This window comes from Gulbenkiania mobilis (assembly GCA_004346645.1).
Taxonomy (GTDB): Bacteria; Pseudomonadota; Gammaproteobacteria; order Burkholderiales; family Chromobacteriaceae; genus Gulbenkiania; species Gulbenkiania mobilis.
Genome location: SMDA01000004.1, coordinates 85,794 through 111,641, shown reverse-complemented (window position 1 = coordinate 111,641; position 25,848 = coordinate 85,794). Strand labels below are relative to the sequence as shown.

The window sequence follows — 25,848 nt, the reverse complement described above, 5'->3', positions numbered from 1 at the left end:
CTCGGGGTTACTGCGCATGGGGCTGCACCCCCTGCGCTGCCAGGATGCGTGCCACTTCCGCATCGGCTGCCTTGAGGTCCGGGGTGGTGCGGGCCGCTGCGGAGAGGGCGGGCATGGTGGCCGGTTTTGCTTCGGCACCGGTATCGACTACGGCATGCATCGACAGACCCACCTGCAAAGGATGGGCCTTCAGGGCGTCGTTGCGATCCAGCACGATACGTACTGGCACACGCTGCACCACCTTGATCCAGTTGCCGGTGGCGTTCTGCGCCGGCAGCAGCGAGAAGGCGCTGCCGGTTCCGGCAGCAAAGCCGGCGATGCGTCCGGTGTATTCCACATCGCTCCCATAGACGTCCGCTTCCAGCTTCACCGGCTGCCCCACGCGCAGGCGGCGCAGCTGGCTTTCCTTGAAGTTGGCATCCACCCACACACTGTCGAGCGGCACCACCGTCATCATGGGTGTGCCGGCCGCCACGCGTTGGCCCACCTGCACATTGCGGCGGGCGACGGTACCGTTGACCGGGGCGCGGATTTCGGTGCGCGCCAGCGTCAGCCAAGCCTCCTTGTAGCGAGTGATCGCGCGCGAGACCGAGGGCAAACGTGCGAGGTCGTCCTGGCCGGTCAGGGCCCGGTTGGCCGCCTGCTGCTCCTGGGCTGCGGCCAGCGCCGCACGCGCCGCTGTCACGGCATCGCGGGCGTGGGCCAGTTCTTCAGCCGACACAGCCTCGGTACCGGCAAGCGACTGGCGACGGCGCAGGTCGTCCTCGGCACGGTTCAGTTCGGCCTGGCGCTGGGCCACCACCGCCCCCAGCTGACGCGTCTGTGTGGTCAGTTGGCGGGCTTCACGGATGGCCTGGGTCAGTTCGTGTCCGGCCCGGTCGAACGCGAGCCGCGCATCGTTGGCGTCCAGTGCCACCAGCAGCTGGCCGGCCTTCACCTGCATCGTATCCTCGGCGGTCACCTGGGTGACGGTGCCCGCCACTTCCGGGGTGATCTGCACCAGATGTCCAGCGACATAAGCGTCCTCGGTGCTTTCCTGATGGCGCAGCACAGTGGCCCAGTACACACCGTAGCCCAGTGCGGCCACGGCAAAAACGGCGGTAGCAGTCAGCAGCGAGCGGCGCCGGCGGGAAGAAGGGGTTTTCTGCGTCATGTCAGGAGCGTTCCTCAAGGTTGGCCGAAAGCGGTACGCCTCCGCCCAGTTGCGTGTTCAGTTGGATCCAGGCCAGTCGGCGTGCGGCCAGTGCGTCGGCCACCTGGGCTGCGCCCTGCTCGCGCAGGTCGGCGGCGTCCAGTACGGCAAAGCCGTTGGTCAGCCCGGCCCGCTGGCGTTGCCTTGCGGCATCGGCGCTGCGCGCAGCGGCGGCCTGGGCAGCATTGGCTTCGCGCAGCTGGTCCGCACTCAGGCGCAGGGTGGAGAGGGCATCGGCGGTGTCGCGCAGCGCGTCGTAGACGGTCTGGTTGTAGTTTTCAATGGCCTGGGCGTAGCGTGCTTCCTCCTGCGACAGCTGGGAGCGCAGTGCCCCGCTGTTGAAGATCGGCAGGGTGATGGCTGGCAGCACGCCCAGGATGCTGGCATCGCGCTTGAGCAAGTCGCCGATGTCCTGGGCCGACAGGCCGATGAAGGCACTCAGCTTCAGATCGGGATAGAAGGCGGCTCGGGCGGCCTTGACCCGCAGCCGCCCGGCTTCGGCGCGGGCGCGCAAGGCCATGATGTCGGGGCGCTGACCCAGCAGGGCAGTACTCAGGCGTGCTTCGCTCACGGTAGGCGGCACGCTCATCGGCAGCGGCTTCAGTGCCGCCAGCGCCGCAGGCGGCTGGCCCGTCAGCGCGGCCAGCGCATGCCGGCTGCGTGCGATGTCGCTGTCGTTGGCCGCGATCTGCTGTCCCAGCTGGGCCGCTCGCATTTCGGCCGGCCGCCGTTCGCTCGGGCTGGTGACGCCCGCGCGGGCCTGCGCGGCCAGCAAGGCCACACGTTCGCCTGCCAGGCGCTGGCGGTTCAGCAGCGTCTCGCGCAGCGCCACCTGCCGCTGCAACGCGGTGTACTGGGCCATGACAGCCTGTACCAGCTTCAGTCTGGCCTGGGCATTTTCCAGGGACTGTGCCTGCGTGGCGCCAAGCGCTGCCTGTAGTTCGGCCCGTCGGCGGCCCCACAGATCAAGGTCCCAGCTGGCATTCAGGGCCGTGCGGTACAGGGTGGCGTAGTTGCCGGCCAACGGGGGAGGCGTCAGCCCGTAGAGCGAGTAGCGCTCACGGTCCACGCTGGCAGTGGCATCCACCTGCGGACCCAGCCGGCTTTCGGCGAGCCCGGCTTGCGCACGGGCTTCGGCCAACCTTGCATCGAGCACCCGCAGCGAGGGCGATTGCGCCAGGGCGGTGTCGATCAGTCGGTCGAGTACCGGGTCGGCCGCCGCTTTCCACCAGCCTGCTGCGGGGGCATAGCCGGCCTGATCCGTCAGGCCCAGGGTGGCCGGGTCCACCGTGGCCGGCGGTGCCCGGTGGGCGCCCGGGCTGGCGCAGCCGGCCACAAGTGCGGCCGCCACGAGCACGGCCAGCCAGCGCGGCACCGCGCCGGAAGGGAAGGCATCTTTAAGCATCAGTCAAAACCTTCGGTCAAGTACTGCACGATGTAATAATCACCCAGGTGATTATATCCGCATATAAAAGCCGGCAGGCAAGAGGCCGTGCCGGCAGGGTACGCTCAAGGGTCAGCCGCCCAGGCGGGTCAGCAGCTTGCGCAGCAGCGTTTCTAGCTGCGTTTTTTCCTCGGTGCTGAAGGCGCTCCATAGGTCGCGGTGGGCTGCCCTGGACACCGGCAGCACGCTCTCGATAAAGCGCACGCCCTCTTCTGTCAGGTCCAGCCGGATCTTGCGGCGGTCGTCGCAGCAGGGCACCCGCGCCGCCCAGCCGTGCCGCACCAGCTCGTCGGAGATGCGCGTGGCGTTGGTGCGCGACGAATCCAGCGTATCGCTGATATCGGATGGGTTGAGCGTTTGGTTGGGACAGGCGTACAGGGTAAGCAACGCCATCCATACCGTTTCGTTGACACCGTGCTCTTTCAGGATGTCGTTCAGATATCCAGAAAGACGGGGCATGATGTGGTAGTAGAGCCGGGTCAGGATCACTTCCTGGCGCGGCACGCCCGGAGCCAAGGTCTCGACCCGCTCCATGGCCTGTTCAAGCTGGGTGAAGGATCTGGTCATGGCGCTATTTTAGTAACATATGTTATTATTTATCAAGTAACAAATCATCCCTGTGCCGGCCTGCCTTCGAGCAGGCTCAGCACCCGCTCTGGTGGGCGGCCCACCACGGCTCGGTCACCACACACGGCAATCGGTCGCTCGAGCAGCCTCGGATGCTGGATCATCGCTTCGATCAGGTGACGCCGCTCCAGGGGCACGTCGTCTAGGTGCAGGCTGGCATACTCTTCTTCCTTGGTGCGCAGCAAGGCGCGGGCATCCAGATCAAGAAGGGTCAGCAGCCGGTCCAGCTCGTCGGCCGTGGGTGGGGTGCGCAGATATTCGACCACCTCCACCTCGGCACCGGCCTCCTCCAGCAAGGCCAGGGCCTGACGGGACTTCGAGCAGCGGGGATTGTGGTAAAGACGGATCATCGGGCAAGCCTCCTTGGTGTCGTTGTATCCGCCTGTCTTGCCAGACAGGCGATGTTCTTGCTGCATTGTGCGTCAAACTCCGCCCGACGGGCGAACGACTTTTCGGTCTTCGGACCGGGCTTCAAACTGTTTACCGGAATATGTCCATGTCGAAATCAGCGCCTGTTTCCCACGGCAGGCTTGCCTTCCTTCTGGCCGCACTGGCCACCATCGGTCCTTTCTCGATCGATACCTTCCTGCCCGCAATGCCGGCTATCGGCCGTTCGCTGGAGGTGGGGCCTCTGGAAATCCAGCAGGCCCTTACCGTCTATCTCCTGTGCTACGCCTTCATGATGCTGTGGCATGGAGCGATCTCGGATGCCATCGGCCGCCGCCGTGTGGTGCTGGCCACCACGCTGCTGTTCGGGCTGGCCTCGGTGGGCTGTGCCCTGTCCAACAGCCTGCCAGCCCTGCTGTTCTTCCGCGGGCTGCAGGGGCTGTGTGGCGGTGCCGGGCTGGTAGTGGGACGGGCGATCATTCGCGACCGGCTTGAAGGGGCTGAAGCGCAGCGACTGATGTCTCAGGTGACGATGCTGTTCTCGGTGTCGCCGGCCATCGCGCCGGTGGTGGGGGGCTGGCTGTTCGGTGCCTTCGGCTGGCACTCGATCTTCGTGTTCATGGGGCTGGTTGGGCTGTCGCTGTTTGTGTTCGCGCTCGTCGCCTTGCCGGAGACGCTGCCTGCAAGCGCTCGGCAGCCGCTGGCCTTCGGTGCCCTTCTGTCCAACTATGTGACGGTTGGTCGAAAGCGGGAGTTCCAGTTGCTGTCCCTGGCGGTGGCCTTCAACTTCGCCGGCTTCTTCCTGTACATTCCGGCGGCGCCGGTGTTTCTGATGGAGCACCTGCATCTGGGGCCCAGCGAGTTCCTGTGGATGTTCGGCCCCGCGGTGTCCGGCATCATGCTGGGCGCTTATCTGTCGGGCCGGATGGCCGGCCGGCGCAGCCCGCGCGAGATTGTTACCATGGCCTATGCGCTGATGGGCCTGGCCGCCGCTTTCAACCTGATCCACAGCAGCTTTTTCGCCCCTTCACTGCCCTGGAGCGTTCTGCCGCTGGCGTTGTACACCACTGGCATGTCGCTGGCGGCGCCCTCGATCACGCTCAACCTGATGGACCAGTTTCCTTCGCTGCGCGGCACGGTGTCCTCGTTGCAGGGTTTCACGCAGACGCTGCTGGGCAGCGTGGTGGCAGGCGTGGTTTCCCCGCTGCTGTGGGACAGTCCGTTGACGCTGGCGCTGGGCATGACGCTGTTCCTCGCGCTGGGCTTCTGCTTTCGGAGCGCCTACCGTGCCCGTATCCGCCGTGCTGGCTGATGCGGGGCTGTGGCAAAAAGGAAACGGGCAGGGCAAGGCTATTGCAAATGCGAGTAATTATCATATAATCAGGTTCCTCGCTGCTGCTATCCGCCCGTTTCCAAGGAAAAGCCCGATGAAGAAAACCCTGTTGCTCGCCGCCCTCCTGGCCGGCACGGCCTCCCTTGCACTTGCTGCCGAGTATCCGATCGGCAAACCGCAGATCAAGAACGGCATGGAAGTGGCCGCAGTCTATCTGCAGCCGGTGAAGATGGAGCCGGACGGTATGATGCGCAAGGCAGAAGAGTCCGACATCCACCTCGAGGCCGACATTCACGCCGCCAAGAACAATCCGAACGGCTTTGCCGAAGGCGACTGGATGCCCTATCTGGTGATCAAGTACGAGCTGAGCAAGGCCGGCTCCACCCAGACGATCAAGGGTGACTTCATGCCGATGGTGGCCTCCGACGGCCCGCATTACGGCGACAACATCAAGCTGATGGGCCCGGGCAAGTACAAGCTCAAGCTCACCATCCAGCCGCCTTCCATGAACGCCCATGCGCATTTCGGCCGCCATACCGACAAGGAAACCGGTGTTGGTCCTTGGTTCAAGCCGTTCGACCTCAACTACGAGTTCGCCTACGCCGGCATCGGCAAGAAGGGCGGCTACTAAAAGAGAATGTAAACCGTAAACATTCTCATGCGTTAGAATCCGACAGCGTCCGTTCATCGTAAGCGGGCGCTGTTTTCCTTTTCGGAGCGAGTATCCATGCGAACCTGGTGGATTTTGGCAGCGGCCCTGGCGGCTGCCCCGGCCTTGGCCGAAGACCTTCCGACCGTAAGGCTGGAGCTGAAGGACGGCAAATTGAACCCGGCGCGGCTGATGGTGCCGGCGGGCAAGAAGTTCAAGATCGAAGTGATCAACAGCGGCAAGACACCGGTGGAGTTCGAAAGCACCCAGCTGCGTAAGGAGAAGGTGCTGGCACCGGGGGCAGAGTCCTTTGTGGTGATCAACCCCCTATCGCCGGGTGAATACAAGTTTTTCGACGAATTCCACATGGCCACCGCCCAAGGCGTGATCGTGGCCAAGTAAGGGAGACGGAAGATGGGGCAGGTACTTTTCATCGTCTGGCGCGAGAGCGTGGAAGCGATGCTGGTAATCGGCATCCTTTACGCCTGGCTCAACAAGAATCCTGAAGGCGCCGCCGGCAAGCGCTGGCTGTGGGGCGGCGTGGGCGTGGGGCTGGCGATGGCAGCGGCCCTGGCCTTCGGGCTGTTCGCTGTCAGCAGCGCCTTCGAGAACGGTCAGGAGATCTTCCAGACAGTACTGGTGTTCACCGCCTCGGCGCTGATCGTGCACATGGTGCTGTGGATGCGTGAGCACGGGCGCACGCTCAAGCGCGATCTGGAGAGCGGGTTGGCCGAACACGCGGCTCGGGCGAACTGGTGGGGAGTACTGATCCTGACCGCCATCGCCGTGGCGCGTGAAGGCAGCGAAACCGTGGTGTTCCTTTACGGCATGCTGGCCAGTGCCGATGGCAGCACGCTGGTATCGATGGCCACGGCCGCTCTGGCCGGCTTCGTGCTGGCGCTGGGCACCTTCTACCTGCTGCAGCTGGGCGGGCGCGTCCTCTCATGGCGCCTGTTCTTCCGCCTGACTGAAATCCTGCTGCTGCTGTTGGCTGCCGCGCTCTTCATCAGCGGGGTGGAAAAGCTGATCTCGATGGACGTGCTGCCGGCGCTGGTGGATCCGGTGTGGGACAGCTCCGGCCTGCTGGATGATATGAGTCCAACCGGTGGCGTGGTGGCCTCGCTGACCGGCTACCGAGCGCATCCGGCCCTGACCAGCCTGATTGCCTATGGCGGTTTCTGGCTGGCGGTGGGGGCGATGATGGCCTGGCGCAACCGCGGGACGCAGAGATGAACACCCTTCTGGCGCGGTCGGGCGACTGGCTGCGCGACAACGGCCACTGGATTCGCCGCCTGCAGTGGGTGGTGGTGCTGGTGTACGCCTTCCTGCTGATCGTGCCGGCGGTGATGCCGCTGCCGCCGGATAGCGCACGCATGCTCGATAACCTGACGGTGTTCGCCCAGTTCGTCTTCTGGGGCATCTGGTGGCCCTTCGTGCTGCTGAGCATGGTGCTGTTCGGCCGGCTGTGGTGTGGCGTGCTCTGTCCGGAAGGCGCCCTGTCCGAATGGGCTGCGCGCAAGGGCATGGGCCGGACGATTCCACGCTGGATGCGTTGGGGTGGATGGCCTTTCGTCGCCTTTGCGCTGACCACGATCTACGGCCAGATGGTCAGCGTCTACCAGTATCCGAAGGCAGCGCTGCTGGTACTGGGAGGTTCCACTGTGGCCGCAGTGGCCGTGGGGGTGGTTTACACCCGTGGCAAGCGGGCTTGGTGTCGTTATCTGTGTCCGGTCAACGGCGTGTTCGGTCTGCTGTCCAAGCTGGCCCCGATGCATTACCGCGTGGAGGAGGCCGCTTGGCGCGCCTCGCTGGACAAGCGGCAGGTGATCCGCATCCAGGCAGTGGACTGCGCACCCCTGCAGCCGATCCGCAGCATGAAGGGCGGCAGTGGCTGTCACATGTGCGGCCGCTGCAGCAGTCACCGCGACGCAGTGACGCTCAGCCTACGTTCGCCGTCGCACGAGGTGGTGGAAGTGGCAGAGCGCGAAGCCGATGGATGGCAGACGCTGCTGATCCTGTTCGGCCTGCTGGGGGTGGCCATTGGCGCCTTTCACTGGAGCGTCAGCCCGTGGTTCGTCGCCCTGAAGCAGACGGTAGCCGAGTGGCTGATCGAACGCGACATCCTGTGGCCGTTGGACACCGATGCGCCGTGGTGGCTGTTCACCCATTATCCCGAACTGAATGATGTCTTCTCCTGGCTGGACGGCAGCCTGCTGATCGGCTACATCCTGGCCACCGCGCTGGTGATGGGTAGCGTACTGTCGCTGCTGTTGGCCGGCGCTGTGGCCGTGGCCGGGGGCTGGCAGCGCCGCCGCTTCCATCATCTGGCGCAGGGGCTGATCCCGCTGGCCGGATGTGGCGTGTTTCTCGGGCTGTCGGCCCTGACCGTCACCCTGGTCAAGGCCGAAGGTGTGCCGGTGCACTGGGTGAACGATGCACGGCTCGTACTGCTCGGTTCGGCCAACCTGTGGTCGCTGTGGCTGGCAGGACGCATCGTTGCGCGCTGGACGCGGGGCCTGCGCTGGGTACTGGCCATGCTGGCGTTCGTCGCTGCGCTGGCATGGGTGGATGCCGCCTGGGGCTATATGTTCTGGTGGTGGTGACCGCCTTCCTGTATGTGCACGTGAAAACGCCCCGCAGCAACCGGGGCGTTTTTCATCAATGGGCCCGGTTGGCCGAAGTCAGGCCGCTACTTCCACCAGCGTGGGGGTCAGCACGCGCATCAGGTCGGCCGGGTCCATGCCCACCAGAAAGCCGCGCCGGCCACCGTTGATGTAGATGCGCGGCAGCGTCGCGATGGAGGCCTGCATGTATACCGGCATCGGATGGCGGGTGCCGAAGGGGCTGGTGCCGCCCACCTGATAACCGCTGTGCCGGTCGGCCGTCTTGGGCTCGCAGGGGCTGACCTTCTTCACACCGATCTGCCGGGCCAGCATGCCTGTGCCCACTTCGCGGTCACCGTGCATCAGCACGATCAGTGGGTGGTGCTGCTCATCTTCCATGATCAGTGTCTTGATCACGGCGTGTTCGTCCACGCCCAGTTCGCGCGCCGACACGCGGGTGCCGCCGCGCTCTTCGTATTTGTAAAGGTGCTCGCTGAAGGCCACACCGTGCTCGCGCAACTGGCGGATGGCCTGGGTGACCGGGATCTTTTCCTTGGACATGGCAACGGGATGGCGAAAAAGGTCAACGTTAGAACGGTGCCCGCAAGCTGTAAAGCCCCGCGCGGCAGGTTTGCCCTGCGTCAAACACCTGACGCGAACGCGCTTGATAACAAGCGAGCCGGCCACTAAATAGGAAAGCAGAGGGGCGCCAAAACCCCGATCCGTTCTATGTCGGAAGGAGTATTTCCATGAACGAACTGACCCGTCGCAACCGACTCGAACCGCTGTTCGATGACATGTTCAAGGGCTTCTTCGTGCGGCCCTTCTCTACGGACAACGGCAACGACATGGCCGGTGCCATCCGTATCGATGTGAAGGAAACCGGCGAGGCCTACACGGTGCACGCCGAGGTGCCGGGGGTGAACAAGGAAGACCTGCATGTGGATATCGACGGCAACCGTGTTTCCATATCCGCCGAGGTGAAGAAAGCCAGCGAGCAGAAGGATGGCGAGAAGGTGTTGCGGTCCGAGCGCTACTACGGTCAGGTGGCCCGCCTCTTCCAGCTTCCGGTGGAGGTTGACGAAGCCCGCGCCACGGCCCGCTACCGGGATGGCGTGCTGGAGCTGACGCTGCCGAAGAAAACCGCCTCCAGCGCCCGCAAGCTCACCATCGAGTAGTGCATCGGTCTGCTACGCAAAGCCCGTCTGTGACGGGCTTTTTTGCATCCGCTTCGGCCAAGCTCGCCGTTCAGCACACCGTGCGTTCGCGATAGCGCCGCAGCAGGCGCAGCCCTAGGAGCAGTGCCAGTACGCCGGCGTAGATCAGCGGTACGGTGAGGTCGCGCTTCACCAGCCAGCAGTAATGCACTACCGCCAGCACCGACGCCGGATAGACCAGCCGGTGCAGCCGCCCCCAGCTGTGCTTGAGCCGGCGCATCCAGGCGTCGGTGGAGGTAACCGCCAGCGGCACCAGGAGTACGAAGGCCGCCATGCCCAGTGTGATGAAGGGGCGCTTGAGGATGTCGTGGCCGATGGCCGTCCAGTCGAAAAACTGATCCAGCCAGAGATAAGTCAGCAGGTGCAAGCAGGCGTAGAAGAAGGCAAACAGTCCGAGCATCCGGCGCAGGCGCAGCAGCCAGCCGCGGCCGGTCAGCCACCTGAGCGGGCTGACCGCCAGCGTGACCATCAACCCCACCAGCGCCCAAGTGCCCGTCACATGGGTCACGAACTCCACGGGGTTGACGGCCTGGCCTGTTATCACCACAAAGCCGGCGCGCACCAGCGGGAGCAATGCGGCCACGAACAGCAATGCCTTCATCACATCCGGAAACGCCGGGGCAGCGGTAGGCAGCCCACGCAGACGACGGCTGCGCATCAGAAGTTCTTCTTCAGGTCCATGCCACGGTAGAGCTGGGCCACCTGCTCGGCATAGCCGTTGAACGGCAGGGTCTTGCGCTTGAAGAATTCGCCGATGCGTCGCTCGCTGGCCTGGCTCCAGCGCGGGTGGTCCACGGCGGGGTTCACGTTTGAGTAGAAGCCATACTCACTCGGTGCGGCGAGGTTCCAACTGGTGGGCGGCTGCTTTTCCACCAGGCGGATGCGCACAATCGACTTGATGCTCTTGAAGCCGTACTTCCAAGGCACCACGAGGCGGATGGGCGCACCGTTCTGTTTGGGCAGCACATTGCCGTACAGGCCCACAGCCAGCAGGGTCAGCGGGTGCATCGCCTCGTCGATGCGCAGCCCTTCGCGGTAGGGCCAGTCGAGCACCTTTCGGCCAACCCCCGGCATCTCGGCCGGGCGCAGCGCGGTTTCGAACGCCACATACTTCGCCCGCGAAGTGGGGACCACCTCGCGCAACAGGGTGGCCAGCGGGAAGCCCATCCAGGGAATGACCATGCTCCAGCCCTCGACACAGCGCAGACGGTAGATGCGCTCCTCCAGCGGCCGGCGCAGCAGCGCATCGATGTCGAAGATGCGTGGCTTTTCCACCTCGCCCTCCACCGTTACCGTCCACGGGTGTGTCTTGAGTGCTGTCGCATGACGGGCCGGGTCGTCCTTGCTGGTACCGAACTCGTAGAAGTTGTTGTAGCGGCTGATCTCGTCGAGCCTGTTTGGGGCTTCGCCGGTGGACAAGGCGCTCTTGCGTCCCGAGAGCGCAGCCAGGGCATCCGCCGACAGCAGTAGCCCGACCGCACCGGTGGCCAAGAAGCGGCGGCGGTCGAGATACACGGCCTCTGGGGTGATTTCGGAGGACGGGAGGTCGTCCGGACGTTTGATCAGCATCGGCGTTCTTTCTTGTGGGCATGCCCGGTCGAAGGGGCGCAGCTGCGCGATACGACTGCCGGGGGCGGATGTTGGTTCCGCTACAGCCGCTGACCAGCAAGGTAGAAGCCGACGAACACCACCGAGCTGACCAGCAGCCCGATGGCCACGGCTTCGAACACCTCGCGCAGCGTCTTGCGATGGCCGCGGCTGAAAAGCCGGCTGACCACCAGATAGGCGAGAAAGGACAGGACGAACAGCTTGAAGAGACGGCCGAGCATGGCATCCGGGCGGGCGGTGGCGGGTGGGGCGATTATCGGGGGCGGGGTAGGCGCGGCGCAAGGCGATCCGGCATAATCGACGGCGAAGCCAGAAGCCTTGATGCCGACACGACAAAAAAAGCGCCGGTTGCAGCCGGCACAGTTCAAGAGGCAACTTTGAGCATGTCCACGAACGATACCTCCGTCGGCCTGGTCCGCGCCGAGCACGCGGACTTCGAGACCCCGCTCGACTTGGCGAGCGGATCACAGCTGCCTGCGTACACGCTGGTGTACGAAACCTACGGCACGCTCAACCCGGATGGCCGCAATGCCATCCTCATCTGCCATGCACTGTCCGGCCATCACCATGTGGCCGGCCGTTACCGAGAGGACGACAAGGTCGCCGGCTGGTGGGACAACATGGTCGGCCCGGGCAAGCCGATCGATACCCGCCGCTTTTTTGTGGTGGGGGTCAACAACCTGGGGGGCTGCCACGGCTCTACCGGCCCGTCCAGCATCAACCCCACCACCGGAGTGCCGTGGGGCTCGTCCTTTCCGGTGGTCACCGTACCGGACTGGGTGACGGCACAGGCCAGGCTGGCCGATCGACTGGGCATCGACCGCTGGGCCGCCGTGATCGGCGGCAGCCTGGGCGGGATGCAGGCGCTGCAATGGGCGATCAACCATCCTCAGCGGGTGGCACACGCTCTGGTGATCGCATCCGCGCCCAGACTCTCGGCGCAGAACATCGCCTTCAACGACGTAGCCCGCCAGGCGATCCTGACCGACCCGGACTTTCACGGCGGCGACTTCTACGCACAGGGCATGGTGCCCCGGCGCGGGCTGCGGCTGGCACGCATGCTGGGCCACATCACCTATCTCTCCGACGACGGCATGGGCGAGAAATTCGGCCGCATGTTGCGCTCGGGCGAGTACAAGTTCGGCTACGACGTCGAGTTCGAGATCGAGAGCTACCTGCGCTATCAGGGCGACAAGTTTTCCGACTACTTCGACGCCAATACCTATCTGCTGATGACCAAGGCGCTGGACTACTTCGACCCGGCCAAGGATTACGGCGGCGACCTGGTGGCTGCCTTGCAGCGCGCCACGGCCAACTTCCTGGTGGCCAGCTTCACCAGTGATTGGCGCTTCTCGCCCGAACGCTCGCGCGAGCTCGTTAAGGCGCTGATCGCGGCCGACCGGCATGTGGTCTACGGAGAGATCGAATCCGTCCATGGCCACGACGCCTTCCTGATGACCGATCCGCCCTATGTGGACCTGATGCGCACCTATCTTGCGCGCGTGGCAGAGGAGGTGAACGCATGAGTGCCCCCAATACCGCCTTACGGCCCGACCTGCAGCTGATCGCCGACTGGATCACCCCTGGCAGCCGGGTGCTGGACCTGGGCTGTGGCCAGGGCGAGCTGCTGGCCTGGCTGAAGACGCACAAGCAGGTGAAGGGTTATGGCGTGGACTTGGAGGTGGCCAACATCGTGGCCTGCGTCGCGGCCGGCGTGGACGCGATCCAAGGCGACCTGGAAACCGGTCTGGCCGACTTCGGTGATGCCACCTTCGACCATGTCATCCTCTCGCAGACGATCCAGGCGATGCGCCACACCGAGGAGATTCTCAACGAGATGCTGCGCGTGGGGCGCGAGGCGATCGTCACCTTCCCCAATTTCGGTTACTGGCAGAACCGGCTGCAGATCCTGAAAGGCCACATGCCGGTGTCCGAGACCATCCCCTTCGAGTGGTATAACACCCCCAACATCCATTGGTGCATGCTCGGCGATTTCGAGAACCTGTGCGCCAAGAATGGCGTGCGGGTGGCCGAACGGGTGGTGATGGACCAGGGGCGGCGGGTGCACTGGCTGCCCAATCTTCTGGGCAGTCTGGCTTTTTACCGGGTGACCCGCGCGCCGGGCAGAGCCAAGGCTTGAACCGGCAGGCGTGCGGGGGGCACAATGGCCCCCCGCATCCTTCGGCCAACCCCGTCCGCTTTCATGACCGCATCGGCTACCGACTGGCGACGCGACATTCTGTCGCGCACCATGCTCATCTGTGTCTTCACCGGCTTTGCCTCTGGGCTGCCGCTATACACCCTCATCAACCTGGTTCCTGCCTGGCTGCGCAGCGAAGGCGTGGACCTCAAGGCCATCGGCCTCTTCGCGCTGATCGGGCTGCCATATACCTGGAAGTTCCTCTGGTCGCCGGCCATGGACCGCTACGTGCCACCCTTCCTCGGGCGACGGCGTGGCTGGATGCTGATCAGCCAGCTGGGGCTGATGGCCACCGTGGCCGCCTTCGGCAGCTTCACCCCGCAGCAGAACCTGTGGTCGATCGCCGGGCTGGCGCTGGCGGTGGCTTTCTTTTCTGCCAGCCAGGACATCGTGCTCGATGCCTTTCGGCGCGAGATCCTCTCCGACCGCGAACTCGGGCTGGGCAATACGCTGCACATCAATGCCTACCGTCTGGCCGGCCTGGTGCCGGGGTCGCTGTCGTTGATCTTGGCCGATCATCTTCCGTGGCCGACGGTGTTTTTCCTGACCGCGCTATTCATGCTGCCGGGGGTGTTGATGACGCTGATGGTGCGCGAGCCCGCGCTGATTGCGGCTGCGCCGCGTACCCTGCGCGAAGCGGTGGTGGAGCCCTTCCATGAATTCATCAGCCGGCAGGGCGTGCGCACCGCCCTCCTGATCCTGGCATTCATCTTTCTCTACAAGTTGGGCGACAGCATGGCCACTGCGCTGGCCACGCCCTTCTATATGGACATGGGCTTCAGCAAGTCACAGATCGGGCTGGTGGCCAAGCATGCCGGCCTGTGGCCGGCAGTGATCGGTGGTCTGCTCGGGGGGGTGTGGATGCTGAAGCTGGGGATCAACCGGGCGCTGTGGGTGTTCGGGGTGGTGCAGGTGGTGTCCATTCTGGGGTTCGCCTGGCTGGCGGCGGTAGGGCCTTTCCCCGTGGTGGGGCCCGGGGCACTGGCCAGTCTGGCGCTGGTCATCGGTTTCGAGGCGCTGGGGGTGGGGCTGGGCACGGCCGCGTTCGTGGCCTATATTGCCCGGACCACGCATCCGGCCTATACCGCTACCCAGCTGGCACTGTTCACCAGCCTGTCGGCTGTGCCGCGCACCTTGGCCAACGCCGGTACCGGCTACCTGGTGGACGCAGTGGGCTGGATGCCGTTCTTCCTGCTGTGTACCGTGCTGGCGCTGCCGGGGATGCTGCTGCTGCTGAAAGTGGCGCCCTGGGGGCGCGAAGACGCACCCCTGTCGCGCTGAGGCTGGCTTCAGGGTTGGCCGAAGGGGCTCCGTCCGGCGAGGATAGGCGGGCATTCTCTCTGGCTATGGGGCACCCTCCGGTGCCGGCCGGGTTAGGCTTGGCGCCAAGACCCGGTCCTCCTCGCTACCGAGGGGCCGGGCAATCGCCTTACACCGCCGGCCGCAACAGGCGCAGCGCGGTTTCGGCCAACCTGCGCCCTTGGGCGATCGCCAGTGTCTTTTCCTCTTCCGAGATCGGCCGGTCGCTCTGAACGCCAGCCACATGGCTGACCCCGTACGGAGTGCCGCCGCTTTGCGTGCTGGAGAGGGCCGCCTCGGCATACGGCAACCCCAGCAGCACCATCCCATGATGCAGAAGCGGCACCATCATCGTCAGCAGCGTGGACTCCTGTCCGCCGTGCTGGGTACTACTGCTGGTGAACACGCATGCCGGCTTGCCCACCAGCACGCCCTGCATCCATTCGGGACTGGTGGTATCCAGGAAGTACTTCACCGGCGCCGCCATATTGCCGAAGCGGGTGGGGCTGCCCAGCGCCAGGCCGATGCATTCGGCGAGGTCGGCCTTTTCCACATAGGGGGCCCCGCTGTCCGGTACGGGCGGCTCGGTGCGCTCGCACACGGTCGAAACCCTGGGAACGGTGCGCAGCCGGGCGCGGCAGCCAGGCACACTTTCGATGCCGCGGGCGATCAGTCGGGCCAGCTCGCGCGTGGCGCCGTGCTGGGTGTAATAGAGCACCAGAATGTCGTGCATGATGTCTCCGGTATCGTTTGCTGCAAGGGGATGGCATCATCTTAATCCAATTCGAACCCCGGGGCCGGGCCGCGCGGCCCGTGACCGCAGAGCGATGCAGAGCAAACTGAGCAACTACTTCGGCTTTGGCCGCTTCCTGGTCCGGCGCATGGTGTCCCAGCGCGTGATGCAGGTGGCCGGCAGTCTCACCTTCACCACGCTGCTGGCGCTGGTGCCACTGATGACGATCATGCTGACGGTGATGTCGGCGTTTCCGGTGTTTGCCGAATACAGCAACCGCATCAAGCTGCTGATCCTGTCCAATCTGGTGCCCCAGTTTGCTGGGCGCGTCATCAGTGTCTACATGCGCCAGTTTGCCGACAATGCAGAGAAGCTCACTGCGGTGGGTATCCTGATGCTGGGGGTGACCTCGCTGATGCTGATGGCCACCATCGAGCGCACCTTCAACAGCATCTGGGGCGTGTGGCGGGCCCGACCTTGGATGCAGCAGAGCATGGTGTACTGGTCGGTGCTGTCCTTCGGTCCGGCCATTCTCGGTGGCGGCCTGTGGGCCTGGCGCTGGTTGTTCCGCGTTACCGACTTCGAACGGGTGTCGCCGCTGCTCAACGGGCTGTTGCAGACCGCCGGCACGGTGGCGCTGACGGCGCTGGCGCTCATTTTCCTCTACCGTGTGGTGCCCAACCGCTTCGTGCCGATGCGCGATGCGGTGTGGGGCGGGGTGGTGACAGCTGTACTCCTGGAGGCCACCAAGTTCGGCTTTGCCGTCTATATCGGCCGCATCGCTTCCTACCAACTGGTGTACGGCGCCTTCGCCAGCCTGCCGATCTTCCTGCTGTGGGTGTACTGCCTGTGGCTGGTGGTGCTGGCCGGCGCCGTGCTGACGGCCTCGCTGTCGTACTGGGAGGGGGCTGCCTGGAAGCGCCGGCTTGAGCCGCGGCGCCGCTTCCTGGATGCGGTGGAGGTGTTACTGCTGCTCGACAAGGCGCAGGAAAACGGCTGGGCACTGACGCCGCGTGACCTGCGTCGCCAGGTGAAGGTGGGGTACGACGAGCTGGGCATGGTGCTGGACAAGCTGGCTGCGCAGGGCTGGGTGCAACGCGGCCCGCGTGACAGCTGGGTGCTGATGCGCAAGCTGTCCACCATCCGCCTGCTGGATGTGTTCCGCCTGTTCGTATTCCGTGCCGAGCCCGAACGCGACGACGAGATCGGTCAGGCGCTCGAAGGGCTGCTCTCGCCGATGACGGACACGCTGGACGTCTCGCTGGAGGCATTCGCGCGCCGCGTGGAGCGGAAGTAAGCGGCATTGTCATAGAACGTCGCCTCCTCGTTGGCCGGCCAGTAGCCGGGGATGCCCAGAAGGGGTAGCGGGCAGAGCGTGCGCGGCCGTGGCAGGAAGGTATCGTCCTCCAAGGAGCGGGCCAGCCAGTCGTCCAGCCAGGCGAGCCGGGCCAGAAGGGGTTGGCCGAAGAAGCCGGACGGCACCGCCACGGGCAGGGCCTTGGCGCACCAGCCGATGTGGGGGGCCAAGCCTGTCTCCCACAGCGCATGGCCGATCGGCATCACGTCGATGTCCGTGCCCCAGGCCGAGCGGTGGGCAATGAACAGCGTCTTCCACTGCATGCCCGTCAGGGCCTCGGCCAGCGCCCGCTCGCCCACTGGCACCAGCACTCCGCACTCATCCAGCAGGGTGGCGGCATCGCGCAGCGGTCCACGCCGTACCTCGCCCCGGGCGATGGCGCGCACGTGCCTGCGGTTCAGGGCGGCCTTGGCACGCGGCCAGGCCAGCCACGCCAGCGCATTGAACCAGTCATGCCAGTTGCGGTAGCGGGTGGGCACTTCGCCTGTCTTCCCCACGTGCGTCTCGTAGTAGGCCTCGGGCGTCAGGTCGCACACGAAGCGCAGTCCGTCCGGCAAGGCCACGCCAGCGGCGCGGGCCACTGTCATCAGGCGGTCGTAGGCGGCCTGGTCCGGCCAAGTCGGCGGCAATGCCTGGCTAACGAAGGGACGCAGCAGCGCATAGAGCGGATGATCGAGATAGGCAGTGTGCCAGTCGGGCAGCATGGCAGCGTCTGAAAGGAAAGGAGGGGTGCCATTCTACCTGAGCCGGGGTGGCGGGTCGGCCACTACCTGATTGCGTCCGTGGCGCTTGGCTTCGTAGAGCAGGCCATCGGTACGGTGCAGCAGCGTTTCCAGCGAGGTGTCCCCTGGCATCAGCGCGCTCACCCCTGCGCTGACGGTGTAATGCAGTGGCCCCCGCGGGGTGGAGAGCGGTTGCCGTTCCACGCGCTGACGTAGCCGCTCAGCCACCTCGCGCGCCGCCTCCAGCCCGGTGTCGGGCAGTAGCACCGCGAACTCCTCGCCACCCAGGCGGCCGATGAGGTCGGTAGCGCGCAGCTGGCGGCGGCATTCGTCGGCAAAGGCGCGGAGCACCAAGTCGCCGCAGGCATGGCCGAAGTTGTCGTTGACCGCCTTGAAGTGGTCAAGGTCCATCATCATGGCGCAGGCAGGCATGCCGTTGCGCCGCACCCGCTGGATCTCGCGCTCGGCGGTCTCGAAGAAGTGCCGCCGGTTGAACAGCCCGGTCATGCCGTCCAGCGTAGCCAGCGCGTAAAGCTGCCGCTGCTGCAGGTCGTGCTGGATGGCGATGGCGCAGAGGTGGTTGGAGCGGAACAGCAGCCGGTTTTCGCTGGCGCCCGGCGTCAGCCGCTCGCCATGAAAGAGTGCCACCACGCCCAGAAGGCCCCGCTCGCTCGTCATGACCGGCACCGCCCAGCTGGAGCACACGCCCTCCGCTGCGGCCAACGTCTGTCGGGCCTGCCACAGCGGGCTGGCCGCCACGTCCTCGACCACCACTGTCTGCCGGTTGGCCGCGGCAGCGCCTACACCATCCTCCGTCGACAGCGGCAGCACGCGCAGCGCGCCTTCCAGGGCAGTGGAGAGCCCCGCTTGGGCGATCAGGGTCAGCTGCAGTGTGGCTTCGTTTGCCAATAGCACTGCCACCCGGCTGTGCGGCAACTGCGAACGGATCATCTGGCATACCTGCTCCAGCGTTTCGGCCAGCGACTGGTTGCCGGGGATCATTTCCATCACTCGGTTTTCCTCCGCCAGCAGCGTCAGTGCCAGGCGGGTTTCGGTGACCTCGCGGTCGATGGACAGGATGGAGGTAAGCATGCCGCTACGGTCGTACTCCGGAAACAGACGTGTCTCGAAGACGTACCGGCGGTCGTTCAGTTCGATTTCGTGCTCATACTGGCGGGGTTGGCCAGTGGCCACCAGGGCTCGGCACTCCTGTTCGAAGCGCTCGGCCACTTTCTTCGGCCAACCCTTCTCCCCGGCCCGTTTGCCCAGGTGGTCTTCGCGGCGCAAGGCCAGATAGTGGGCCACGCTACGATTGATGTAGAGGCAGCGCAGGTTCAGGTCGTAACGGGCGATGATGTCGCTGGTGTTTTCGGCCAGGGTGCGGAACTGCTTCTCGCGCCGGATCAGCTCGATCTCGGCATACTTGCGCGAGGTGACAAGCTGGCATAGTCCCAGGATGCGTGGGGCCTCAGGCGTGGCGGCCACCAGCAGGCTGCGCTGCTCCACCCACTCCCAGTGCCCGTTTGCATGGCGTACGCGGTACTCCAGGCTGGCGGTACCCTGCAGCCAGCCCTGCGGGTCCGACAGCAGCGGTGCCACCAGCGGACGGTCGTCCGGGTGCAGGCACTCCAGCCAGGCCTCGTAGGGCAGCGACAACTGTGTGACAGGCAGGCCCAGCAGGTGCGACAGCGTATGAGGCGTGGCACAAATCCGTTGGGTGCTGCCGTCAAACTCCAGAAACCCGAAGCGCCCGGTCTCCAGGGCGATCTGCCACGGATGGCTCCCTAGGCCATCAGCAGACAGCAGCGGGGCCGGCCGGGCCACTACCAGCGCGCAGGAGAGGCCTGCAGGCTGCAGGCGCTGCCATACCATCGGCAGTGGGATCGGGCCGGTCTCCAGCGGAGCGCCGCAGGCCTGCGGGTTCTCCAGCCAGCGTTTTACCACCTCGGGCAGCCCTTGCGGATGCAGGGCCCTTGCCATACGGCTAGAAAAGCGCACCCGGCCGTCGGTTTCCACCACATAGAGCAGCAGGGGCAGCGCTTCGGCCAAGCGGACCAGCGCGCCTGCCGGCCGCGCGGGCAGGCGCGGGTGATACGGGGCCTGTCCACGGCTGGCAGCGCGCGGCGTGCGTGGATCTGCAGGCAGGCAAGGCGTAGGTCGGCCCAACGGGACTCTCCGTAACGGTAGGGATCGAACGCATCCGGTCATCTGCCGACACACAGTGTGCCCGGCAGAGGCCGCTCCTTCTCTAAGCTTAGACCGATTTGCGCTTCGTTTTTGCCGGGCAAATCCAGTATGCTTGCCGCATCGTAGCGGACACGGGCTGTCATGGATTATTTCCCGATTTTTCTTGATTTACGCGGGGCGCCTTGTCTGGTGGTGGGCGGCGGTGAGGTGGCGCTGCGCAAGGTAAGGCTGCTGCTGGCCGCCGGGGCGCGCCTGACCGTGGTGGCGCCCGACGTCGTGCCCGAGCTGGCCGCGCTGGTAGAGGAGGGGGCCTGTGCCCACCTGTGTCAGCCGTTCGCGGACGCGTTGGTGTCCGGGCAACGTCTGGTTGTGGCCGCCACCAACCTGCGCGAGGTCAACCGCACCGTCTCGGAGGCAGCCCAGACCGCCGGCATTCCGGTCAACGTCGTGGACGATCCGGCGCTATCCACCTACATCACGCCGGCTATCATCGACCGCTCGCCCCTGGTGATCGCCGTCTCCACCGGAGGCGGTGTACCGGTGTTGGCACGGCTGGTGCGTGCCCGTCTGGAAAGCCTGATCCCCGCGGGGTTCGGCCGCCTGGCCCGATTTGCGGCACGCTTCCGTGATGTGGTGAAGGCCCGGTTTGCCGAGGTGGAAGCGCGGCGGATGTTCTGGGAATCGGTGCTGGAGGGGCCGTTGGCCGAAGACGTGATGGCCGGCAACGAGCAGCGTGCCGAGGCGGCCTTCCTGGAACGGCTCGCCAGTGCCTCCGACCGGCCCGAGGGCGCGGTGTACCTGGTGGGTGCCGGGCCCGGCAATCCCGATCTGCTCACCTTCCGTGCCCTGCGACTGATGCAGCAGTCGGATGTGGTGCTGTATGACCGGTTGGTGGCGCCCGAGCTTCTGGAACTGGTACGGCGTGATGCAGAACGCATCGACGTGGGCAAGGCGCGTGCGAAACACACTCTGCCGCAGGAGGACATCAACGCCCTGATGGTACGGCTGGCGCAGGAAGGCAAGCGCGTGCTGCGCCTCAAGGGGGGGGATCCCTTCACTTTCGGGCGCGGCGGCGAGGAGATCGAGACCCTGGCCGCGCACCGCATCCCGTTCGAAGTGGTGCCCGGTATCACTTCGGCCAGTGGGGCGGCGGCCTACGCTGGTATCCCGCTCACCCACCGGGACCATGCGCAATCGGTGGTATTCGTCACCGGCCACCGCAAGGATGGCGTGCTGGACCTGGATTGGCCGGCACTCACCCGGTCGGGGCAGACGGTGGTGGTGTACATGGGCCTGGCGATGGCCGCCGAACTGTGTGAGGCCTTCGTCACCCACGGCAAACCCGCCACAACGCCTGCAGCAGTGGTAGAGTGGGCCACCACCGAACGCCAGCGCACGGTGACCGGAACGCTGGCCACGCTGCCCGGACTGATCGCGCGGCATGGTGTGGCATCACCCGCCCTGATCATCGTCGGGGAAGTGGTCGGGTTGGCCGAAAAGCTGGCGTGGTATCGACCGGCGGCCGAGGATGCCTGAATCGGCGCGGCCGCACCCGGAAGAGGCGGCAGGGCGCCAGTCTAGACTTGCGGACGGTAAGAGAGCGAATTCCCATGGTGGGTGTACTCGTCATTTCCCACGGCCGGCTCGGAGAGAGCCTGGCCGAGGGCGCACAACACATTCTGGGGCGACAGCCCGAAAACCTTGCCGTGCTCGGCATCGAAAAACACGAGGACCCCGACTGCAAGCTGGCCGAGGCACGTGACTTGGTCGGCCGGCTGGACGACGGCAGCGGCGTGCTGGTGCTCACCGACATGTACGGTGGCACGCCGTCCAACATTGCCAGTCGGCTGATCGACGCCGGCCGCGTGGAGGCCGTGGCCGGAGCCAGTCTGCCGATGCTGGTGCGCGCGCTGTGCTACAGCAGCTACACGTTGGACCTGGTGGTCAGCAAGGCGATCACCGGCGGCCTCGAAGGGGTGTTCTATATTCTTCCCGGAACCACGGACCATGCTTAACAGACAGGTAGACATCATCAACAAGCTCGGGCTGCACGCTCGTGCGTCGAGCAAGTTCACGCAACTCTCCAGCCGCTTCAAGAGCGAGATCTGGATCACCCGCAACGGACGCCGGGTCAACGGCAAGAGCATCATGGGGGTGATGATGCTGGCGGCCGGCAAGGGGGCCACCATCGAACTGGAAGTGAACGGGCCGGACGAAGAAGAGGCGATGGCCGCCCTGGTGGAACTGATCGCCAACCGTTTCGACGAAGCAGAATAAGCAAGGCCGCAGCGAAGCGGCCCACGAGGGAGGAACAGCGCGTTGAGCATCATCCTGCACGGCGTGCCGATCGGTGGCGGCATCGCCATCGGCCGGGCCCATCTGGTGCTGCACAGCATGGAGGACGTGGTCCATTACAGCATCGACGAGGAGGACGTGCCGGCCGAGGTCGCACGCTTCGACGAGGCGATTCGGGCCACGCGCAAGGAGCTGGAAATGCTGTGGGGCAGCATTCCCGAGAACGCGCCGGCGGAGCTGGGCGCCTTCCTCTCGCTGCACATCATGCTGCTCTCGGACATTACTCTGACACGCGAGCCGCGCGACATCATCGCCAGCCAGCGCTGCAATGCCGAGTGGGCTCTCAAGACCCAGTGCGATGCGCTGGTGGCCCAGTTCGATGCCATCGAGGAAACCTACCTGCGCGAGCGCAAGCACGACATCCTGCAGGTGGTGGAACGGGTGTTCAAGAACCTGGACGGCAGTGCGTCCGACCTGCCGCCCGTGACCAGTCTGCTCGAGGACGTGATCCTGGTGGCGCACGACCTGTCCCCGGCCGACATGGTCTATTTCAAAGATTCCAACTTCGCTGCCTTCGTCACCGACGTGGGCGGCGCCACCAGCCACACCGCCATCCTCGGCCGTAGTCTAGACATGCCTTCGGTCATCGCCCTGCATCATGCGCGCGAGCTGATGCGCCAGGACGAAATGGTGATCGTCGACGGTCAGCAGGGGGTGGTGATCATCAACCCCGAGGAAACCGTGCTGAGCGAGTACCGCCGCCGCCAGCGGGCATGGCGGGATGCGCGGCGCAAGCTGTCCTCGCTGCGCAAGGGGGTGGCCAAGACACGCGACGGCACGCCGATCGAGCTGGTGGCCAACATCGAGCTGCCCAAGGATGTCGAGGATGTGAAGCGCTCGGGGGCGATGGGCGTGGGACTTTTCCGTAGCGAGTTCCTGTTCTTGGGGCGCGACACCTTGCCTTCGGAGGACGAGCAGTTCGAAGCCTACCGCACGGTGGCCGAGGCCCTGAAGGGACAGCCGGTGACGGTGCGCACCATGGATCTGGGGGCGGACAAGAATCCCAAATGGCTCAACCATGGCGTGGCCGACAATCCGGCCTTGGGCCTCACCGGTATCCGGCTGTGCCTGGCCGAACCGTTGATGTTCCGTGCCCAATTGCGGGCATTGCTGCGTGCCTCGGCCTATGGTCAGATCCGCATCCTGTTCCCCATGGTCAACTGCCTGCCCGAACTGCGCCAGTCACTGGCCCAGCTTGCACTGGCGCGCGAGGAGCTTGCTGCGGAGAACGTGCCGATGGCCCCCAAGGTGGAGGTGGGCGCCATGATTGAGATTCCCTCGGCGGCGCTGGTGGTGGGCAGCTTCGTGCGGCATGTCGACTTTCTGTCGATCGGCACCAACGATTTGATCCAGTACACCCTGGCGATCGACCGCAACGACGACGCGGTCAGCCATCTGTACGATCCCGTGCATCCGGCGGTCCTCAAGCTCATCGGCCACACGATCAAGACCGCTAACAAGGCCAACATCCCCGTCTCGGTGTGTGGCGAGATGGCGGGGGACCCGAAGCTGACCCGCATGCTGCTCGGCATTGGCCTGCGGCGCTTTTCCATGCACCCGGCCAATATCCTGGCGGTCAAGCAGCAGGTGCTGGCTACGCATCTGGACGAGGTCAGCCCGCTGGCGGCGCGCATGCTGCGCACCGAAGACCCTGATAGAATTGCCGACCTGCTGAACCAACTGAATGCACTGCCGGGTACCTGACCCGGCTTTTTTCTTCATGCTCAAGGACGCCATCGACTTTTCCGCCGTGCGCCGTGTGTTGGTCATCAAGCTGCGCCATCACGGCGATGTGCTGCTGACCTCGCCGGTGCTGACGGTCCTGAAAAACCATGTGCCCGGTATCGAGGTGGATGCGCTCGTCTACCACGATACGCGCGAGATGCTGTCGGACCATCCGGCGCTTGACCGCCTGTTCACCATCGACCGGCGCTGGAAGGCGCTGGGCCCGGTCGGTCAGCTGCGGGCGGAGTGGGCCGTGCTGCGCGCACTGCGTGCCCGACAGTACGATCTGGTCATCCATCTGACCAACCATAAACGCGGTGCCTGGCTGACCCGCTGGTTGCGTCCGCGCTGGGCCGTGGCGCCTGCTGGCCCCTTCGGCAAGTTTTTCGCGCGCAGCTTCACGCATCGCTATGCCGTGGTGGGCGGAAACCGTCGCCACACGGTAGAGACCCATCTGGACGCCTTGCGTCGGCTGGGCCTGCAGCCCTTGCCACAGGAACGGCGCCTGGTCTTCGTGGCCGATGCCGCAGCCCGCAGCCGGGTGGAGGGGCTGTTGCAGGCCCAGGGCGTCTGGCCGGGTGGCTACCTGCTCGTACATCCCACCTCGCGCTGGATGTTCAAGACCTGGCCGACCGAACGGATGGCCGCTTTCATCGATCTGCTCACCGCTCGCGGCATTCCGGTAGTGCTGACCGCTGCGCCGTCGGCCGAGGAGATGCAATGCGTGGAAGGCATCCTCGCCCGCCTGGCCCGCCCGGTCGTCAGCCTGGCCGGACAGCTCAGCCTGAAGGAGCTGGGGGCTGCCATTGCCTCGGCTCGCCTGTTCGTGGGCATGGACTCGGTGCCGATGCATCTGGCGGCAGCCACCGGCGTGCCGACCGTGGCGCTCTTCGGACCTTCGGGCGAGGTGGAGTGGGGGCCGTGGCAAGTGCCGCATCGCATCCTCACCCAGCCCTTCAGCTGTCGGCCATGCGGCAAGGATGGCTGTGGCGGGGGCAAGCGCAGCGAGTGCATCGACACCATCGTGCCCGAAGCGGTGCTGGCCGCCTGCGAGGCGCTGTGGCCGGACGGAGAGGAGGCGTGATGCGGCTGGCCATCGTGCGGCAAAAGTACAACCCGGCCGGCGGCGCGGAACGCTTTGTCAGCCGGGCGCTCACCGCCCTGTCGGCTACCGGCTCGGTGGAGGTGAGCCTGATCGCCCGCCGGTGGGAGACGCTCGAAGGCATCCGGGCACTGAAGGCCGACCCCTTCTATCTGGGTAATGTGTGGCGTGACTGGGGCTTTGCCCTGGCCGCCCGGCGCCTTTGGGAAAGGGCAGGGTTCGATCTGGTGCAGTCGCACGAACGCATTCCCGGGTGCCATGTCTATCGCGCGGGTGACGGGGTGCACCGGCACTGGCTGGCGCTGCGCCGCCGCACGCTCACGGCGGCCGGGCGCTGGGCGCTGGCACTCAACCCTTACCATGCTTATGTGCAGTGGGCCGAGCGGCGAATGTTCCTGCATCCGAACCTCAAACGGGTGATCTGCAATTCGCGCATGGTGCAGACCGAGCTGGAGCAGTACTTCGGCCTGCCCGCACACAAGAGCGTGGTGATCTACAACGGGGTGGATACCGTGCGTTTCCATCCGAGCCTGCGTGCCCTGCATCGTCAGGCGCAGCGGCAAGCCCTGAGGGTGCCAGAAGAGGCCGCGCTCCTGGTATACGTGGGCTCCGGTTTCGAACGCAAGGGCGTGGCGCGAGCCCTGCAGGCGCTGGTGGCCGCACCACAGGCCTGGCTGGTCGTGGTCGGCCATGACAAGCATGCGGGCCGCTATCAGGGGTTGGCCGAAAGCCTGGGTGTGGCGGGACGCGTGCGCTTTGCTGGGGCGCAGAAGGATGTGCGGCCCTTCTACGGCATGGCCGATGCCTTTATCCTGCCCACGCTGTACGACCCTTTCCCCAATGTGTGCGTGGAGGCGCTTGCCTGCGGCCTGCCCGTCTTTACCACCGTGCAGTGCGGTGCGGCCGAGCTGATCCGGGACGACGAAAACGGCTGGATCTGCGATGCCTTGGACGTGACGAAGCTGGGCACACAGGTGGCGCGGTGGAGCCAAAGCCGTGCCGATTGGCCAAGGTTGGCCGAAGCGGCCCGCGCCACCGCCGAACCATTGACGCTGGAGGCCATGGCCGAGGCGTTGCTGGACTGTTACCGTACCCTCTTGTAGCCGTG

General features: G+C 65.5%; 27 protein-coding genes. 16 read left to right on the top strand and 11 right to left on the bottom strand.

The features are described from left to right. Positions 1-7: 7 nt before the first annotated feature. The 4 genes from EV669_RS07385 to arsC form a co-directional block, all read right to left on the bottom strand. Entirely contained in the window at positions 8-1,153 is a 1,146-nt protein-coding gene (locus tag EV669_RS07385) for an efflux RND transporter periplasmic adaptor subunit (RefSeq protein ID WP_132098279.1), read from the bottom strand. Between the two features lies 1 nt (position 1,154). Further along, positions 1,155-2,597 (bottom strand): efflux transporter outer membrane subunit, encoded by a 1,443-nt coding sequence (locus EV669_RS07380; RefSeq protein WP_318271363.1) that lies wholly within the window; start codon positions 2,595-2,597, stop codon positions 1,155-1,157. Between the two features lie 111 nt (positions 2,598-2,708). After that, on the bottom strand, positions 2,709-3,203 hold the full coding sequence (gene mprA, locus EV669_RS07375) for a transcriptional repressor MprA (RefSeq protein ID WP_054286717.1): 495 nt from the start codon (positions 3,201-3,203) through the stop codon (positions 2,709-2,711). Between the two features lie 44 nt (positions 3,204-3,247). Continuing rightward, the gene (gene arsC, locus EV669_RS07370) at positions 3,248-3,613 is read right to left on the bottom strand and encodes an arsenate reductase (glutaredoxin) (RefSeq protein WP_132098409.1); all 366 of its coding nucleotides are present in this window, start codon (positions 3,611-3,613) and stop codon (positions 3,248-3,250) included. 146 nt (positions 3,614-3,759) lie between these two features. Here arsC and EV669_RS07365 point away from each other — a divergent pair, with 146 nt between their 5' ends. The 5 genes from EV669_RS07365 to EV669_RS07345 all read left to right on the top strand — a co-directional run bounded on the left by EV669_RS07365 (position 3,760) and on the right by EV669_RS07345 (position 8,235). After that, positions 3,760-4,962, top strand: coding sequence for a multidrug effflux MFS transporter (locus EV669_RS07365; RefSeq protein ID WP_132098278.1), 1,203 nt, complete (start codon positions 3,760-3,762; stop codon positions 4,960-4,962). Positions 4,963-5,077: 115 nt separating this feature from the next. Further along, the gene (locus EV669_RS07360) at positions 5,078-5,614 is read left to right on the top strand and encodes an iron transporter (protein WP_054286718.1); all 537 of its coding nucleotides are present in this window, start codon (positions 5,078-5,080) and stop codon (positions 5,612-5,614) included. 96 nt (positions 5,615-5,710) lie between these two features. Further along, positions 5,711-6,034 (top strand): cupredoxin domain-containing protein, encoded by a 324-nt coding sequence (locus EV669_RS07355; protein WP_054286719.1) that lies wholly within the window; start codon positions 5,711-5,713, stop codon positions 6,032-6,034. A gap of 12 nt (positions 6,035-6,046) precedes the next feature. Then, positions 6,047-6,865: an FTR1 family iron permease gene (locus tag EV669_RS07350; RefSeq protein WP_054286720.1), complete on the top strand. Its 819-nt coding sequence runs from the start codon at positions 6,047-6,049 to the stop codon at positions 6,863-6,865. Next, positions 6,862-8,235: a 4Fe-4S binding protein gene (locus tag EV669_RS07345; protein WP_132098277.1), complete on the top strand. Its 1,374-nt coding sequence runs from the start codon at positions 6,862-6,864 to the stop codon at positions 8,233-8,235. The genes EV669_RS07350 and EV669_RS07345 overlap by 4 nt, the downstream gene beginning before the upstream one ends. 78 nt (positions 8,236-8,313) lie before the next feature. Here EV669_RS07345 and ybaK read toward each other — a convergent pair whose 3' ends face one another. Continuing rightward, positions 8,314-8,796 carry a Cys-tRNA(Pro) deacylase gene (ybaK, locus tag EV669_RS07340; RefSeq protein ID WP_132098276.1) on the bottom strand — a complete coding sequence of 161 codons (483 nt, stop codon included), beginning with the start codon at positions 8,794-8,796 and terminating at the stop codon, positions 8,314-8,316. Positions 8,797-8,984: 188 nt separating this feature from the next. Here ybaK and EV669_RS07335 point away from each other — a divergent pair, with 188 nt between their 5' ends. Next, positions 8,985-9,413, top strand: a complete 429-nt coding sequence (locus EV669_RS07335) for an Hsp20/alpha crystallin family protein (RefSeq protein ID WP_055433297.1) — start codon at positions 8,985-8,987, stop codon at positions 9,411-9,413. Between the two features lie 70 nt (positions 9,414-9,483). On the opposite strand, the gene EV669_RS07330 is transcribed toward EV669_RS07335, so the two are convergent. From EV669_RS07330 to EV669_RS07320, 3 genes are all read right to left on the bottom strand, one after another. Further along, positions 9,484-10,110: a protein-methionine-sulfoxide reductase heme-binding subunit MsrQ gene (locus tag EV669_RS07330; protein WP_082446340.1), complete on the bottom strand. Its 627-nt coding sequence runs from the start codon at positions 10,108-10,110 to the stop codon at positions 9,484-9,486. Next, complete coding sequence (gene msrP / locus EV669_RS07325) at positions 10,110-11,021, bottom strand: protein-methionine-sulfoxide reductase catalytic subunit MsrP (protein ID WP_132098275.1); 912 nt, start codon at positions 11,019-11,021, stop codon at positions 10,110-10,112. Before msrP ends, EV669_RS07330 begins: the two co-directional genes overlap by 1 nt. Positions 11,022-11,101: 80 nt before the next feature. Then, entirely contained in the window at positions 11,102-11,281 is a 180-nt protein-coding gene (locus EV669_RS07320) for a protein MIGRI (RefSeq protein WP_055433295.1), read from the bottom strand. 162 nt (positions 11,282-11,443) lie between these two features. Here EV669_RS07320 and metX point away from each other — a divergent pair, with 162 nt between their 5' ends. The 3 genes from metX (at position 11,444) to EV669_RS07305 (ending at position 14,541) form a co-directional block, all read left to right on the top strand. Beyond that, positions 11,444-12,586: a homoserine O-succinyltransferase MetX gene (metX, locus tag EV669_RS07315; RefSeq protein WP_132098274.1), complete on the top strand. Its 1,143-nt coding sequence runs from the start codon at positions 11,444-11,446 to the stop codon at positions 12,584-12,586. Further along, on the top strand, positions 12,583-13,200 hold the full coding sequence (gene metW, locus EV669_RS07310) for a methionine biosynthesis protein MetW (RefSeq protein WP_054286885.1): 618 nt from the start codon (positions 12,583-12,585) through the stop codon (positions 13,198-13,200). The genes metX and metW overlap by 4 nt, the downstream gene beginning before the upstream one ends. Before the next feature lie 63 nt (positions 13,201-13,263). Beyond that, positions 13,264-14,541 (top strand): AmpG family muropeptide MFS transporter, encoded by a 1,278-nt coding sequence (locus EV669_RS07305; protein ID WP_055433293.1) that lies wholly within the window; start codon positions 13,264-13,266, stop codon positions 14,539-14,541. 148 nt (positions 14,542-14,689) lie between these two features. Here EV669_RS07305 and wrbA read toward each other — a convergent pair whose 3' ends face one another. Next, positions 14,690-15,292, bottom strand: a complete 603-nt coding sequence (gene wrbA, locus EV669_RS07300; protein ID WP_054286887.1) for an NAD(P)H:quinone oxidoreductase — start codon at positions 15,290-15,292, stop codon at positions 14,690-14,692. 94 nt (positions 15,293-15,386) lie between these two features. On the opposite strand from wrbA, the gene EV669_RS07295 reads away from it, so the two are divergent. Further along, a complete protein-coding gene (locus tag EV669_RS07295; protein ID WP_054286888.1) occupies positions 15,387-16,589 on the top strand; it encodes a YihY family inner membrane protein in 1,203 nt (400 codons plus the stop codon). On the opposite strand, the gene EV669_RS07290 is transcribed toward EV669_RS07295, so the two are convergent. Further along, positions 16,502-17,353, bottom strand: coding sequence for a DUF3025 domain-containing protein (locus EV669_RS07290; protein ID WP_318271360.1), 852 nt, complete (start codon positions 17,351-17,353; stop codon positions 16,502-16,504). The genes EV669_RS07295 and EV669_RS07290 overlap by 88 nt on opposite strands. 33 nt (positions 17,354-17,386) lie before the next feature. Then, positions 17,387-19,537: a sensor domain-containing diguanylate cyclase gene (locus EV669_RS07285; protein WP_165922720.1), complete on the bottom strand. Its 2,151-nt coding sequence runs from the start codon at positions 19,535-19,537 to the stop codon at positions 17,387-17,389. Between the two features lie 162 nt (positions 19,538-19,699). On the opposite strand from EV669_RS07285, the gene cysG reads away from it, so the two are divergent. The 6 genes from cysG (at position 19,700) to EV669_RS07255 (ending at position 25,843) form a co-directional block, all read left to right on the top strand. Then, the gene (gene cysG, locus EV669_RS07280) at positions 19,700-21,094 is read left to right on the top strand and encodes a siroheme synthase CysG (RefSeq protein ID WP_132098272.1); all 1,395 of its coding nucleotides are present in this window, start codon (positions 19,700-19,702) and stop codon (positions 21,092-21,094) included. A gap of 74 nt (positions 21,095-21,168) precedes the next feature. Beyond that, entirely contained in the window at positions 21,169-21,573 is a 405-nt protein-coding gene (locus EV669_RS07275) for a PTS sugar transporter subunit IIA (protein WP_054286892.1), read from the top strand. Then, positions 21,566-21,835, top strand: coding sequence for an HPr family phosphocarrier protein (locus EV669_RS07270; RefSeq protein ID WP_132098271.1), 270 nt, complete (start codon positions 21,566-21,568; stop codon positions 21,833-21,835). The genes EV669_RS07275 and EV669_RS07270 overlap by 8 nt, the downstream gene beginning before the upstream one ends. Positions 21,836-21,877: 42 nt before the next feature. Beyond that, positions 21,878-23,617, top strand: coding sequence for a phosphoenolpyruvate--protein phosphotransferase (ptsP, locus tag EV669_RS07265; RefSeq protein ID WP_132098270.1), 1,740 nt, complete (start codon positions 21,878-21,880; stop codon positions 23,615-23,617). A 16-nt stretch (positions 23,618-23,633) separates the two neighbouring features. Next, positions 23,634-24,722: a putative lipopolysaccharide heptosyltransferase III gene (gene rfaQ / locus EV669_RS07260; protein WP_054286913.1), complete on the top strand. Its 1,089-nt coding sequence runs from the start codon at positions 23,634-23,636 to the stop codon at positions 24,720-24,722. Further along, entirely contained in the window at positions 24,722-25,843 is a 1,122-nt protein-coding gene (locus EV669_RS07255; RefSeq protein ID WP_235445704.1) for a glycosyltransferase family 4 protein, read from the top strand. The genes rfaQ and EV669_RS07255 overlap by 1 nt, the downstream gene beginning before the upstream one ends. Positions 25,844-25,848: the final 5 nt, after the last annotated feature.